The organism is Streptomyces sp. SID5469 (assembly GCF_009862865.1).
Classification (GTDB): Bacteria; Actinomycetota; Actinomycetes; order Streptomycetales; family Streptomycetaceae; genus Streptomyces; species Streptomyces avermitilis.
Genome location: NZ_WWIN01000001.1, coordinates 262,217 through 276,382 on the forward strand (window position 1 = coordinate 262,217; position 14,166 = coordinate 276,382).

General features: G+C 67.1%; 13 protein-coding genes and 1 pseudogene. 5 read left to right on the forward strand and 9 right to left on the reverse strand.

What is annotated here, in order from left to right:
- The first annotated feature begins 94 nt into the window (after window positions 1-94).
- Complete coding sequence (locus tag GTY58_RS01145) at window positions 95-736, forward strand: hypothetical protein (RefSeq protein WP_137951557.1); 642 nt, start codon at window positions 95-97, stop codon at window positions 734-736.
- Here the strand turns inward: GTY58_RS01145 and GTY58_RS01150 are convergent.
- From GTY58_RS01150 to ltrA, 3 genes are all read right to left on the reverse strand, one after another.
- Window positions 723-962 (reverse strand): DNA-binding protein, encoded by a 240-nt coding sequence (locus GTY58_RS01150; protein WP_242432094.1) that lies wholly within the window; start codon window positions 960-962, stop codon window positions 723-725. The genes GTY58_RS01145 and GTY58_RS01150 overlap by 14 nt on opposite strands.
- Window positions 963-1,027: 65 nt before the next feature.
- Window positions 1,028-2,278, reverse strand: coding sequence for an IS256 family transposase (locus GTY58_RS01155; protein ID WP_107082937.1), 1,251 nt, complete (start codon window positions 2,276-2,278; stop codon window positions 1,028-1,030).
- A 56-nt stretch (window positions 2,279-2,334) separates the two neighbouring features.
- Window positions 2,335-4,101 (reverse strand): group II intron reverse transcriptase/maturase, encoded by a 1,767-nt coding sequence (gene ltrA, locus GTY58_RS01160; RefSeq protein ID WP_010981662.1) that lies wholly within the window; start codon window positions 4,099-4,101, stop codon window positions 2,335-2,337.
- Window positions 4,102-4,577: 476 nt separating this feature from the next.
- On the opposite strand from ltrA, the gene GTY58_RS01165 reads away from it, so the two are divergent.
- The 3 genes and pseudogenes from GTY58_RS01165 to GTY58_RS40065 all read left to right on the forward strand — a co-directional run bounded on the left by GTY58_RS01165 (window position 4,578) and on the right by GTY58_RS40065 (window position 7,796).
- Window positions 4,578-5,828 carry an IS701 family transposase gene (locus GTY58_RS01165; protein ID WP_037644659.1) on the forward strand — a complete coding sequence of 417 codons (1,251 nt, stop codon included), beginning with the start codon at window positions 4,578-4,580 and terminating at the stop codon, window positions 5,826-5,828.
- A gap of 254 nt (window positions 5,829-6,082) precedes the next feature.
- A pseudogene (locus tag GTY58_RS01170) lies at window positions 6,083-7,539 on the forward strand (NF041680 family putative transposase).
- A gap of 20 nt (window positions 7,540-7,559) precedes the next feature.
- Window positions 7,560-7,796 carry a transposase gene (locus GTY58_RS40065; RefSeq protein ID WP_010981665.1) on the forward strand — a complete coding sequence of 79 codons (237 nt, stop codon included), beginning with the start codon at window positions 7,560-7,562 and terminating at the stop codon, window positions 7,794-7,796.
- Window positions 7,797-7,838: 42 nt separating this feature from the next.
- On the opposite strand, the gene GTY58_RS01180 is transcribed toward GTY58_RS40065, so the two are convergent.
- The 6 genes from GTY58_RS01180 to GTY58_RS01210 all read right to left on the reverse strand — a co-directional run bounded on the left by GTY58_RS01180 (window position 7,839) and on the right by GTY58_RS01210 (window position 12,919).
- A complete protein-coding gene (locus tag GTY58_RS01180; protein ID WP_244905190.1) occupies window positions 7,839-9,272 on the reverse strand; it encodes an arylsulfotransferase family protein in 1,434 nt (477 codons plus the stop codon).
- A 629-nt stretch (window positions 9,273-9,901) separates the two neighbouring features.
- On the reverse strand, window positions 9,902-10,216 hold the full coding sequence (locus GTY58_RS01185) for a hypothetical protein (protein WP_174879196.1): 315 nt from the start codon (window positions 10,214-10,216) through the stop codon (window positions 9,902-9,904).
- Window positions 10,213-10,986 (reverse strand): heavy metal-responsive transcriptional regulator, encoded by a 774-nt coding sequence (locus GTY58_RS01190; RefSeq protein ID WP_037652979.1) that lies wholly within the window; start codon window positions 10,984-10,986, stop codon window positions 10,213-10,215. Before GTY58_RS01190 ends, GTY58_RS01185 begins: the two co-directional genes overlap by 4 nt.
- Window positions 10,987-11,227: 241 nt before the next feature.
- Window positions 11,228-11,746, reverse strand: a complete 519-nt coding sequence (locus tag GTY58_RS01195; RefSeq protein WP_010981668.1) for a hypothetical protein — start codon at window positions 11,744-11,746, stop codon at window positions 11,228-11,230.
- A 247-nt stretch (window positions 11,747-11,993) separates the two neighbouring features.
- Window positions 11,994-12,278, reverse strand: a complete 285-nt coding sequence (locus tag GTY58_RS01200) for an SMI1/KNR4 family protein (protein WP_010981669.1) — start codon at window positions 12,276-12,278, stop codon at window positions 11,994-11,996.
- A 194-nt stretch (window positions 12,279-12,472) separates the two neighbouring features.
- Window positions 12,473-12,919, reverse strand: a complete 447-nt coding sequence (locus GTY58_RS01210; RefSeq protein WP_037652981.1) for an ATP-binding protein — start codon at window positions 12,917-12,919, stop codon at window positions 12,473-12,475.
- 223 nt (window positions 12,920-13,142) lie between these two features.
- Between GTY58_RS01210 and GTY58_RS01215 the strand changes: the two genes are divergently transcribed.
- On the forward strand, window positions 13,143-13,505 hold the full coding sequence (locus GTY58_RS01215; RefSeq protein WP_037652984.1) for an STAS domain-containing protein: 363 nt from the start codon (window positions 13,143-13,145) through the stop codon (window positions 13,503-13,505).
- Window positions 13,506-14,166 lie beyond the last annotated feature (661 nt).

The following is a 14,166-nucleotide window of genomic DNA, read 5'->3' on the forward strand; positions in this document are numbered from 1 at the left end:
AACTGGCCGCCGTCTACGGCGCGGCGCACACCCTAGGCTGGCCAAGTCTTCGCCGGGTCACGCCTTTTCGCTGTCGGCGCCCGGGGGCGTGTACATGGCCGAAAGAGAGAGTCGTGTGGAGTCTAACCCTGCGCCGTCGGCGCCACCTTCGGTTGAGGCCTCGGGCGAGCGCGCTATCGCAGTCGGCGGCGACGTTGAAATCGCCGTGACTGGTGACAACAACATCATCCACCACTATCTGATCTTCGGTGGTGTAGGCGGTCCGGCGGGCCCGACGCGTACGGACGAGGAGGCCCCGGGCTTTCCCGCCGCCAAGGTCAGGGTCGTCGTCCCTGTGCTGATCGGCCTGCTCAACTGGGTTGGCCAGGCTGCCTCGGTGCATCCCGGTCGGCGTCTGGTGCAGTCCTATGTGGAACAGGCTTTGCGCCAGGTTGGCAGTCAGGGACTGGTGGCCTACGGAGAAGAGCAGGACAACGACGAGAGCCTGCTTCTGTTCACCGGGGCAGCGGACATGCGCACGGTGGGAGCCTTCCTGCTGTCCGAGCTGGATCGCATGATGGCTGAGGACTGGCCCAACGTCACATGCAGCACCGGCTATCTCCTGCCGCAGTTGCGGCTTGTCCTGCACGCGGGATTCGGCGAATACGACGGCTCCCGCATCTCCAGTCCGTCCTTCGTGAAAACCATCCGGGGAGCTATTGTCAAGACTTGTGGATCAGTGATCAGAACCAGTTGATCGTGTCCTTCAGGAGGCGGGCGAACTTCGCCCTCCTACTCGCGTTCGCTCGCCAGGTTTCCTCGGCCTGAACGCTGGCGGCTATGACTCCAGCCTGGCCAGCCCGGTTCTCCGCCGGTATCAGACGGCGGTTGGCAATGAGCATCCCAACCCGGATGAGTGTGACGCCCAGGCGGCGGGCGGCTTCTGGCTGGGACATCCAGGCGTCGTCCTCGACGGTGTCCACCTTGAGCAGAACGTAGCCGCGGTTGTTTCGCGACCAAGACCGCCCCTCCCGACGTCGTTCATGCATCACGCTGCGGCCGTCGGTCGCTCGACCAGGAGGCCGCGTTCGAAGTGGGCTCCGGCGCGGACGAGGGCGACGAGGTGGGGAGCGTTCACGGCTCGCCACCGCTGCTGTGCGGACTCGACGAGCTTGAAGACCATGGCCAGGGCGGCGGCCGGACTGCCGGCGCCCCGGGCGACCTTGGTCCGCAGACGGACAGTGGCGAAAGTCGACTCGATCGGGTTGGTTGTCCGCAGGTGGACCCAGTGCTCGGCGGGAAAGTCGTAGAACGCCAGCAGCTCGTCGACGTCGTCGGTGATCTTCTTGACCGCCTTGGGGAACTTCGCGCCGTAAGTCTTGGCGAACTCGGCGACGGCCTTGAGCGCGTGGTCGCGGTCCTCAGCGTTGTAGATCTCCTGCAGGGCCTTCTTCGCGCCGGGCTGGGCGGACTTCGGCAGGGCGTTCGCGACGTTGGCGATCTTGTGAACCCAGCACCTCTGGAGCCGGGCCTCGGGGAACACCTCGGCCAGGGCTTTCCAGAACCCGAGCGCGCCGTCCCCGATGGCGAGGGCGGGAGCGCGCATGCCCCGGCGTGCACAGTCCCGCAGCAGGTCGGCCCACGAGTCGGCGGATTCGCGGTAACCGTCCTTCACGGCGATCAGCTCTTTGGTGCCGTCCCCGCGCACGCCCACCAGCACGAACGCGCACGACTTCGCCTCCCGCAGGCGTATGCGCAGGTGAATGCCGTCGGCCCATACGTAGACATAGTCGCTGGCGGACAGATCACGCTCGCCGAACGCCGCGTGATCGGCCTGCCATTGCTGGGTGAGCCGGGTGACCGTCGCCGGTGAGAGGCCGGCCGTCGAACCGAGGAACTGCTCAAGGGCGGGCACAAAGTCGCCAGAGGACAGGCCGTGCAGATAGAGCAGGGGAAGCACCTCGCTGACCTTCGGGGACTTGCGGCACCACGGCGACAGGATCGCCGAGGAGAACCGCTTGCGCTCGCCGGTGGACTCATCGACGCGCTTGTCGTTCACCCGCGGGGCCTTCACCTCGACGGCCCCGGCCACGGTCGTGACCTTCCTCGCCTGGTGATAGCCGTTGCGGACAACCAGACGGTGCTCGCGCTCATCCCGCTGATCGGCCAACTCGGATATATAGGCGTTGACTTCAGCTTCCAGTGCGGCGGCCAGCATCCGCCTCGCGCCCTCCCTGACGATGTCGTCGATCAGGGAACCGTGTGACGTCGTTCCCTCTTCGTTGACTACCGTGAGCAGTCGGGTAGCTCCGGGGCATTGCTGCACCGGAGCCCCCTCAGAACCGGACGTGCGAGTCATCCCCGCATCCGGCTCAAGCTGGCCTGTGGCCGCCGGTGGGCGTCATACTTCCGGTCGCCAGCGTGTGCCTGGCGATGACAGGTCGTGTGGATCAGCTCCAGGTTGCTCGGGTGGTCGCTGCCGCCCTTGCTGCGGTAGGTCAGATGATGCACGTGAATCGCCCGGAGGCTCCCCGTGAACCAATTGGCCCAGTCCTGAACGTCGTCCGGGTCGAACCCGACTCCGTCGATCAGATCCAGTCCGCACCTGGGGCAGAGCCCCCGCTGACGGTAGGCGAGGGAGAGGATCTTCTTGGGCTCTCCCACGGCCTGTATCCGCTTGCGTCGACGGTTCCCCCAGTACTCTTCCAGCTCCTGATCATCGGGCGACGCGTCGTCCTTGACCAAGGTGTGTCGCTGGATCGGCATCCAGGAGGCTTGCGGCAAGTAGTGCTCGGGGGTGCCGAACACCCACTTGCTGGACCTGCCTGGCTGGAACGTGCCCCAGTACCTCCGTTTGATCCATCCCCAGGGTTTGCGGCGATGCCGTCGCATGGCCCAGCGTTTCAGGACCTCGAAGGTGTGGGCGTCCAGTAGGTTGAAGGTCTCCTTCGAACAGACAGTCCGGTAGTACGTGGACCAGCCACGTACGAACGGTGACAGCGCCCTGACCAGGCTTTCAGTGGGCGAGCCGCTGTTCTCCCTGGCCGTGGTACTGATCCTCTTCCGGGCTCTCTGCAGGGCATCCCGGCTCGGCTTGATGATCAGTTTCTGGCGGAACCTGCCGACGTTGAACCCGAGGAAGTCCACCCCGCTGGAGAGGTGAACCACCCTGGTCTTCTCCTCGTTGAAGGAGAGACCACGGGGTTCGAGCCATGCGGCAAGGTCCTGCTTGGCCTTGATCGCCTCGTTCTCCGTGGTGCAGAACACCACGAAGTCGTCGGCGTATCGAACCAGAGTCGGCGAGGTCGTCTTGGCGTTCCAAGGGCGGTTCGCCCCGATGACCTCTCCCATCCCATGGAGTGCGATGTTCATCAGCAGCGGGCTGATGACGCCGCCTTGCGGGGTGCCTTCAGGCGTTGAGACGAACCGCCCGTCCTCCATGACCCCAGCCCTCAGCCATTGCTGGATCTGCCGTCGTCCCGGAAACAGGCCGACGGAGTCCATGAGGTGCTGATGACTGATGTGGTCGAAGGCGGCTGACAGGTCGGCGTCGAGGACCCATAGTCGCTTGGCGGTCCTCCGCCCAGCGACATTGAAGATCATCTCTATGGCGTCCCAAGCTCCCCGGCCTGGTCTGAAGCCGTAGCTCCTGGCCTCGAACCTGGCCTCCCACTCCGGTTCAAGAGCGTTCTTGAACCTGGCCTGGTCGACCCGGTCCCGGATCACCGGGATACCCAGAGGGCGCCTCTTGCCGTTCGCCTTCGGGATGTACACACGACGCACAGGCTGGGGGTGGGACATGGGGTCAGCAAGTATCTGCCGCGCCGTCTTCCCCCGCTTCTCCGGAGACAAAGCCTTCTGCCCATCGATTCCCGCCGTCTTCTTGCCGGTGCTGACCTGGCAGACCCGCCTGACACTCGTCAACGTGTTGGCCCTGGACCGCCGCATCAGCTTTTGCAGGTTGCGCACCTGCTTCATGTCACCCTCGCGGGCAGCCCTGAAAATCCTCTGACGCAGCCGCTTTACAGACGTCTCTTCTCGACTCCAGTCAATGCTGTGCCAGAACTCGGTGTCGCCCTCGGGTCCGTTCATCCGGGGTTCGGCGATGGCCAGTTCGGTCACCGCAGCCTCCCTTCAGTCCAACTTGCGCCTCGGTACAAGTGCTTGCCCATCGTCTCTTCATGGCCTACCTGGTCCACGTCAGCCGCCTTTCGGCTCCAGCCACAGGCTGGTGTCCACCGGGTTATGAGCCGCCAGGTGGGGACTCCTGGTCGGCGGCCGTTTCCCCTGGGCTTTCGCCCTGGTGGCGTTCGCTTCTTGGACCATCCTGTTCCCGCACGGGGGTTCGACCTCCGTTACCTTCGGCTTACCGGCTGACGAGGCCGGACCCGTACGGGGTTTCCGTGTTCCACATCGTGCAGTTGCGCCCGGGTGGGGTGCTCCCTTTCCGCCGTCCTCCGCGGTGACCTACAGGTCCCTTCCCGATGGGGACCTGCCACGCCGGGCTTCCCAGCCCTAGTAGGGCTTGGTCATCTTCACTTGCGCATGCGTGTCTACTGCTCTGTGAGCGTCGTTGGAGTGGTGTGACACCTGAGGAGATGGCCTCGGTCCGGGAGGATCTTGAGGCGTTCGCGGCGGAGTTGTTCGACGGGTTCTTTCGTGCGGATCAGCGGCGGTGGGGGCAGGCGTATGTGCGGGGGCTTCTCCTGGAGGGGCGGCGCAAGTCGGTGGAGCCGATGGCGGCCCGCCTTGGTGAGGACGGCAATCGTCAGGCGCTGGCGCACTTCATCACCTCCAGCCCGTGGGATCCGGCGCATGTGCGGGCCCGGCTGGCCTGGAGGATGCAGGACGCGATCGGGGCGGAGGCGTTGATCGTCGATGACACCGGCTTTGTGAAGGACGGGGACGCCTCGGCGTGTGTGTCCCGGCAGTACACCGGCACCGCGGGCAAGGTCACCAAATGCCAGGTCGGGGTGTCGCTGCATCTGGCCCGGGATCACGCCTCGGCCGCGGTGAACTGGCGCCTGTTCCTGCCTGCGTCCTGGGATCCGATGTCTTCGGAGGCGGACCCGGACAAGGTCGCCCGCCGCACCCGCTGCGGTGTCCCCGACCGGGTGGGCCATGTGGAGAAGTGGCAGCTGGCCCTGGACATGATCGACGAGACCCGGTCGTGGGGCATCGACATTCCCCTGGTCGTCGCGGACGCCGGCTACGGCGATGCCACCGCCTTCCGCCACGGCCTGGAGGAACGCAAGCTGCCCTATGCGGTGGGTATTTCCTCCCGCCACACCGCTCATCCGGCCGACGCCCGGCCTGTCCAGCCCGCCTATGCGGGCAGCGGACGGCCACCGGCAATGCAGTATCCCGAGCCTGCACAGACCATGAAAGACCTGGTCACCGCAGCGGGACGGGCGGCTGCCAGGGCGGTTTCCTGGCGGGAGGGCTCCCGGCCCGGCAAGTCGGTCAGCGGCTTCAAACGCATGCACTCGCGGTTCGTGGCCCTACGCGTGCGACCCGCCGGACGCGGGGTCCGTCAGAGCACCGACGGCCCGGAGCTGCCCGAACGCTGGCTGCTGGCCGAGTGGCCTGCTACCGAACCCGAACCAGTGCAGTTCTGGCTGTCGAACCTGCCCTCCGGGATGCCGCTGGCCACACTGGTGCGGCTGGCCAAACTGCGCTGGCGCATCGAACACGACTACCGCGAGATGAAACAGGCCCTCGGGCTGGCCCATTTCGAAGGCCGCACCTGGAACGGCTGGCACCACCACGTCACCCTCGTCTCCGCCGCCCACGCCTTCTGCACCCTGCAACGACTGGCGCAAGACCCAAAAGACGCGGCGGAGGAGTGAGCCTCTACCAGGTCATCCGCGACCTGCAGACACTCCTCGCTCTCTGGGCCGGTGCCTGCCCCACCTGCCACCGCGACATACCCACCCCACTCCGAACCTGACCAAGCCCTACTAGCTTGGTCTTTAACATCCGGCGTCGAATGGTGCGTCGAACTTGATCACTCGGTTCGGTAACCGGCGTACACGGAAACGGCCTTCAGCTGAACATGTGCTCCGACCAAGGAACACACACGTCCAGCACGAAGGCCGTGAGGATGAGTCTGCTGCATCACGACTCCCGATCGGAGGCATTGGCGCAACTGTCATGCTTCCGGGGCGAGTTCTACTCCTGTCTGACCGCTCGTTCGGACGCGTTGTTCGAGCTGGCCGATGCCGTTCTGTGTGGCGACGGACCGGTGAGGTCGCTGGCCGAGCTGTCGCTGGTGGGTGAACACCGCCGAGGCCATGGCGGCCTCTACGCCGCCCTGGCCCGTGGACGCATCGATGCCGGCCGGCTGCGGCGGGCACTGGCCGAAGTCCCACTGCCACGGGCTGCCGACGGCCGGCTGGTCCTGGCCGTCGATGTCACCTGCTGGCTGCGGCCCGACGCCCACACCTCACCACAGCGGATCCTGTGCCACACCTACGGCCGGGGCAAGGACCAGCACATCCCCGTCCCCGGCTGGCCCTATTCGATCGTCTGCGCGCTCGAGCCCGGCCGCAGCTCATGGACCGCGCCGCTGGACGCACTGCGTCTGACGCCCGGGGACGACACCGCCACCGTCACCGCCCGGCAGCTGCGCGATCTGCTTCAGCGGCTGATCACCGCGGGGCAGTGGCAGACGGGCGACCCGGACATCCTCATCGTCGCGGACGCCGGATACGACGCACCCCGCCTAGGCTTCCTCCTGAGGGACCTGCCCGTGCAGGTGCTGGCCCGGATGCGCTCCGACCGCGTCCTGCGCAGGGCTGTCCCACCCCGGCTGCCGCACACTCAGGGCCGGCCACCCCGGCACGGCGGCGAGTTCGTCTTCGGACAGCCCGACACCTGGGACACCCCGGACACCGAAACCGTCACCGACACACGCCTCTACGGCCAAGCCACCGCCCGCTCATGGAACCGGCTCCACCCCAAACTGACCCACCGTTCCTCCTGGGCAGCCGCCGACGGCACCCTCCCGATCGTCGAAGGGACGGTCATCCGCCTGGACATCGCCCACCTGCCCAGCGGAGCAACACCCAAGCCGGTCTGGCTGTGGTGGTCAGGCACCGATGCCACACCGGCGGACGCCGACCGTCTCTGGCAGGCATACCTGCGACGCTTCGACATCGAGCACACCTTCCGCCTGTTCAAACAGACCCTCGGCTGGACCTCCCCGAGATCCGCACCCCCGAGGCAGCCGACCGGTGGACCTGGCTAATCCTCGCCGCCTACACCCAACTGCGGCTCGCCCGCCCGCTGGCAGCCGACCTACGTCGGCCCTGGGAGAGACCAACCTCACCGGACAGGCTCACCCCCGCCCGAGTCCGCCGCGACTTTCGGCACATCCGCCCACAAGCCGCCTGTCCGGCCCAAGCACCGAAACACTCCCGCCCCGGCCCCGGACGGCCACCAGGCCGAAAGAACACCCGGCCCACACCCCGCCACGACGTGCACACACCGCGCAAAACACCATCGGCGAAGCAGCGAACGAAGAAGTCAACCACCCCACGACCCCGCCGCACGGGTTAAAGATCAAGCTAGTCGAGGCAATGGTCGAGGTCGTGGCGGACGGGCGCGAGCAGCTGGTCGTCACTGGCAGCAGGTCGCGGGAGAAGGCGTATCTGTTCACCGGGGAGGACCTGGCCGCAATCAGCCCGTACCTGACCGACCACATCATGCGGTTCGGCACCTACGCCACCACGGAGCTGACCGCGCGACCGGTCGCGTTCGACCCGCACCTAGACGTCGAGTTCGAGACGGAAGAGGAAGTACCGGCTGCGGCGTAAAGAGCCGGACAACGAGCTGGCTCTGTTTGTCCCTTGCCGCGACTACCTCTTGGTGTCCCTCGTCGACTGTCGGCTGGAGAGGGTCACGACGTGGGAGGTCCCAAGGACCTTGCCCTGCGCATTAAGCGCCTTTACCTGGAAGTACGGTCCGGGGGCGTTCGTGGTGATGGCTGTCTCGAATCCGGAGCGTGGGGCGCGTCTGACAACGACCGACAGGGAGTGGGGGTCGGATCCGGCGAGTACCCGCCATGCTCTGGTCTGCGTCGAGCCGTTCCAGGAGGCGTAGACGACGCTGTGTCCGCCGTCGGACCGTGCCGCGGTACTCGGTGGGTAGTACGGCGTGCCGATCCATTCGTTCCGGAACGCTCGGTACGAGATGTTGGAGCCCGGCAGCTTCGCGTCGTAGAGCAGGTTCTGCAAGCCGTTGCCCTGGGTGTTCCCCGCACCCGCGTACTCCGAGTAGTACGGGCTTTGGCCCCATCCGATGAATTCGTTGCCGTTGGAAAGGGCCTGGGTGTTTCCCTGGGTCGGTGACTCCAGCGGCGGCTGGTGGTAGTAGGTCCTGTCCACGGTTGCCTTCCGGCTGCGGACGTCGAGGTTGAGGATCAGGCCGTGCGACACCTGTTCGGGGGTGCCGTCGGGAAGGTCGCAGCAGCCGTCGTCGAACATGCTGATCCGGTTTCCTGGCCGGAATCGGGCATCGTGCTGCCAGTAGAAGTCCGCGTTCGGGCCGAAGGTGAAGTCGCTCTTCCTTCCTCCGATCTGATAGCGGATCCTTCCGGATCTCTTGGTGACGTCGTAGATCGCCCACATGTTCCGGGCCGAGATCAGCAGTCGGCCGTCAGGACCCTCGTCGACGGAGTTGATGTGAAAGGCATCCCAGACCCCGTCGGACGACGACGCACTGGAGACCGGCTCCTCGGAATCCGCGGGGTCGAGGTGGTCTAGTGCGTTCCATGAGAAGAGGAGTCTGCCCGTGGCGAGGTCGACCTCCTGGATTTCGCTGTTCTCGATGGCTCCGTTCTTCGGGCCTCCGTAGGGGGTGAGATCCATGGGCACGGGCTTGGACGCGATGAACAGCGCGGTGCCCCTGCGGGTCAGGGTGAATTCGTGCTCGTCCGGGTAGCAGCCGTGATGCGCGAAGACCGTCTTGAGCAGGCGGTAGTGCCTGTCGTAGATGTAGTAGCACCCGCCCTGTTCGGGCGCACCGGCCGGCAGGTTCGTATACGCCGGGGGAAGCGCGAGGGTGCCCTGCCACCAGGTCAGCACCGGTTGTCCCCGGTCCCTGCGGCCGTCGTAATAGGTCTGGACCTTGAAGTCGGCGTTCTGGAGGTTCGTGGAGGGCAGTGGGCGGAACCACACCGGATCGCCGGAGTTGTCGTTAATCAGTGCTCCGGTCTGGCCGACCATCTGGTCCGCGCTGAACGGGGCGACGAAGATGTCTCCGCGCGCCGTCCCCGGTTTGTTCGCGGTCACCTTCACCCGCATGGGGTGAAGGGCCGGATCGGAGACGAAACTCCACACATCGCTGCCCGACAGGATCGGGGGCGGAGTGCTTTCCGATGGGGGGAAGGGCTCCGTCGCGCACAGGCGGGCGCCCCCTTGCGGGCTCGCCGAGGCCGAGGGCACGCTGCTTGTGATGACACACCCCGCGACGAGCAGGCAGGCCCCGGCAGTACGGCGGGTCCGGCTTCGTGTCCGGCGAACCCGCAGCTCTCGCGTCGCCATTACCGACCTCCTGGGCATCCGGGCACCCCTTCTCCGGTGACGGTGCCGCTAAGTCTTCGAACCCTCTGTCCGGTTCACCCCTCCGACCCGGAATGGCGAAGATCGGGAGTTGTTCCTCGGGTGACGGTAAGCAGCAAGGGGCCTCTGCGCCTGCCTAAAGCACTCAAGTAGGCCATTCGGCAGGCGCGGACTCACCCGGGTGGCATAGGACAGCGCCGTCGGAGGACCCGCCAGGCGTTTTGGCGACGGTCAACACCGGATCCGGCACAGCAACCCGAATGACGCACCGAACCGGCCCTCGGCAAACACGGGCCCCCCTTGCCGCATACGTTCACTAACTGATGAGCACGCGGCCTCGCCGTCTTGAGCTTGCCCGCTCAGCGAGCGGTCCTACTCCCGGCCTCGTCCGGGGGCGGGCCGAGGGTCGGCATGCCGAGGTCGGCCGGTGCCGGGGCCGTGCGGCAGGACGCCGCCCGGCTTCGGCGCCGTACGACCAGGACGCCGAGTCCGGCAGCCACGGCCAGCACCGCCAGGGCGGGCATCCACAGGGCGCCGATCGCGGAGGTGACGCCGATGCCGCCGAGGACAGCCAGGATCGGGCCCGCGCAGCACACAGCGCAGGCGGCGAGCGCGGCCGCGCCAGCGCCGAGCGTGCCCCAGGGCCGGGACGGGCGGGGAGAGGATGCGGTCATACGGTCGCTCCGAAGAGGTCCGCCAGCATCCCGGCGGCGGACTCGGGGGCCCGCACCTCCAGCTGGAGAGCGGCCGGAGTCAGGTGCAGGGTGAAGTCGAAGAACGCACAGCAGCCCTGTTCCGCCGCGGCGAGCGCCGCGACCTCGCCGGCCAGCTCGGCCCCGGCAGGGAAGGACAGGCGTACTCCGTCGGGGATCTCCTCGCGCTCTTCCGCCTTGCTGACCAGCTGCTTCCACTGCTCGGTGCGCACGCCCAGCTCTGCGCCGCCCAACGTGCACGCCACCGGGGTGTCCCGCCACGGCTCGGCGATCCGGCTCGGGCGGGTGGGCGACAACGTGATCGGTACGGGCCCGGCCGCCACCGGGCTGGTCGTGGTGCAGCCGCAGTCCGGACCGCACGCCCCTGAGGGCGCCGGCCCCGACAGCTCGGTGTGGACACCGGCCAGGTGGGCGGAGAACGCGCGGAGCTCGGCGATCCGGCCGTCGGTCTCCGCGATCCGGTCCGCGGCCAGCGGCAGCATCCGCGCTCGTACGGACGCACACACCCCTTCCTCGCGGACGTCGAGGAGCTCGCGGATCTCTTCCAGGGCCAGGCCGAGCAGCTTGGCCGAGGAGATGAAGGCCAGGCGCTCCACCGCGTCCTCGCCGTACACCCGGTACCCGGACGGCGTGCGGTCGGCGGGCAGCAGGCCGGCGTCCTCGTAGAAGCGCAGCGTCGTGGCCGGTACGCCGGAGCGTTCGGCCAGCTGCGAGATGCGGTAGGTCGTCACACCGCCGACGGTAAACCTTCGACCCGACTTGAAGGTCAAGTGCCGGCCCGGCCGAGCAGGGGCTCGGCCGGGCACGGATCAGCTGGGCAGCAGCTCGTCGACGAGCGCGCGGACGCGGGTCTCGATCTCATCCCCGCCTCTCGTCGAAGGCGAACCGGTCCTCGTCCACGTTGGTCTGAACTGCCCGGCGCTCCTCGTAGCGAAGAGATATCGCGGACGCTGCCGAGAGGTCGCCGGCCGGTCACCACACGTCGACGGACCAGACGTCGCCCCTCTGATGTCCGTCTGGATCTGGGTCGCCTGACCCGTACGGGTCAGGGTCGGCGACGACGTGGATGCGGGCGGCGGACGCGGATACGCGGTAGCAGTCCATGTCACTCGAAGTGTTGTGCTTGTCAAGTTCGATCGTGCGGCCCAGGGCCAGGATGGCGGCCTGCAGTTGCTTGAAGGGGACTCTGGGTGCGAATTCCCCGTACTCCCGCGAGAGCGGGGACGGCACGGTGTTCGGGGACTGGTCGTACAGCAGCCGTTGGATCTTCACGCCGAAGCCGAAGCACGACATCTGCCCTTGCCGCCCTGGCTGGTCCGGCGAGAAGTTGATTTCCACGAGCCCGTAGTCCCGCCGCAGTAGGCCACCACCGGGAACATCGAGGCATGTCGCCCCCAGGGCAGCCTCCCAGGCTTCCGGGCCGGCACCGAGGCCAACTCCCCGGACCTCACCGCAAACGGCGACGTGAGCGTAGAAGTCCAAAGCGGACACCCGCCAGCTCCCTCAACTATCCGGACAGGACACCACTTGCTGATCTCCGCACAGGACAGGCGGATCAGTGCCCAGTATTCGGTGATCGTACAGAGCGGCCAGTCATGACAGTCGCCGGGTGAGTTCGTCGCCGTCGTCGAAGTCGAAGTCCCAGGCGGGATGTGTCTTTCATTCCCGGTCACCCCGGGCATGCCGATCATCCCCGGAGAAGCACCATGAGCCCCGCCTGCCCCAGAGAATGCTGGCGTCAAGCCGATGTGGAGTCGCCAGGATCGACACCCAAGGCGCTGCCTGCAGTGAGGTTCTCGACGAACATCCTGAAGTCACTCGCGAGTGCGAGTTCGGTGTCGAGATCGGTATCGAACCAGGTGACCGATGGCTCACCGTTCGGGCCACAGGCTCGGTAGTCGAGACTGATCCAGCAGTGCCCGTCGCCAGAGAGAAGCACGATCGGCGATGGCAGCTCCCACTCTTTGACCAAGTAGGGGGTGTCGAGCAACGATGTCATCCGCTCGCGTCGCCCGATGCCCATCAGATCTTCGAAGGGAACGTGGTCTTCGCTCCACGAAGTGGGTCGGTTGGTGGGGAAAGCTTCGTCGCGATGGCGTCAAGGTCGTCCTGGCTGAACGTCGACAGGTTCGTGCCTTTGGGCAGGTACTGCCGGAGCAGCTTGTTGGTGTTCTTTCAGTCGCAGACCGTTGTGATGATTGCGGTGTGCGGGTTGCTCTACTGGGGTCGGCGGCCGGTGATGTCTGCGCCAGGGGTATCGGGCAGGGCGATGCGGGCAGTGATGCGTTTGCCGACCGGCTCGCGCTGGACTTCGAACTCCTGGGAGATGGCCATCACGATTTCCAGACCGTGCTGGCCGATCCGGCCGGGGTCGGCGGCGCGGGCCACAGGCAGGACGGGGTCGCTGTCCCAGACGACGACTTCCACCAGGTCCCCGGCGAGGCGCAGTTGCATCAGGACAGGGCCGGGGGCGTACTTGCGCGCATTGGTGACCAGCTCGCTGACGACCAGCTGGGTCAGGTCCATGGCGCGCGCGGACACCGGCACGCCGTACTCGCTCTGGACGCGGGTAAGGAATTCGACCGCGAGCTGGCGGGCTTCGGCGATGCAGGAGCCGTCGCCGTCCAGGGCCACGGCGGTCTCGATCACATCGGCGCCCGGCATGACGTTTCCCGCACTGCCGGGGGCTGCTTCCACGGCTCCACCCTCAGTCCCCTGTGTTCACGCGGCTGCGTGACGTGTACCCCGCCGCCTGCCGCACATGCGCGCTCGGTGTTGGAGGAAAGACTGTATAGGTGTACCTCGCCAGGGGACTGGGGCAGGGTGGGTGCGCACGCGTTGTGCCAGGATCAGAGATCCCCAGTCAGCGAGCCCAGTCGAGGAAGTTGTGACCGACACCCACGAAGCAGCACGGCCCGGCCTGTCGATCGACCACCAGGCTGTCGACGGCATCCGGATCGTTGTCCTGCGCGGCGAGATCGACCACGCCAACCGCGACAGCCTTCACGAGGCTCTGCTCATACCCGAAGGGGAGGCCGAGCCCCGGACCGTGGCCGACTTCCGCGGCGTGACGTTCATGGACTCCAGCGGCATCAACGTACTCATCACCGCCCACCGGGCCGCCCAGGACGCAGGCGGCTGGCTACGCCTGGCAGGCGTGCAGGAACCCGTACAGCGCGTCCTGGCGCTCGTCGGCATCGACACCCTCATCCCCTGCCACTCCACCCTCGAAGAGGCCCTGACCAGCTGAAAACCCATGCTGCAAGCTCTCGGCACGATGGAGGAAGCCAGCCCCCGGTAATGAGGACCGCACCGGCAGGAGGTTCTCCTGCCGCCACCAGCGCGGCGGCGAGCTGACCGCACGGCCGCCTCGCGCTGACGTCCGGGGGGGTCCCATGCCGTGCGAGGCTCCCGCCATGAGCACCACGCGACGCCGGCTTGGCACCAGACCGGACGCCCCCGCCGCCACCGCCACCGCCACCGCCGGCGGAACCGAAGTCCCCACGGCTGCTCCCCGTCGAACGCATCGAGCCGGACCCGGCAGGCGGCGACCCAGCACCAGGCCGTGGCCGACCGGACAGGCGATGCCACCATTGGGCCGGACCCTGAAGTCCGGCCCCCTGAGCGGCCCCAGGCCAACCAGTCAAGGGGAGGTCCCGGGCTCCTGCTCGCGCTCGCACTGCCGATCCTGATGAGGGCGGCGCTCTTTGCCCTGGATGCCTTCGAAGACCGTCTCTTCCCGCCCCCCGCGCCTGCGGACGACGAAAGCCTTGCCGCCGACACAAGATCGCTCGCCCTGACGACGTCTCCCCCGCGCCCAGCGCGGCCAGGCTCGGACACGGCGAGGGCCCGGCACTGCGCCTATGACGCTGTTGGCGAATCGCCTGCAGGCCAGTGGCACGAGTCTCGTC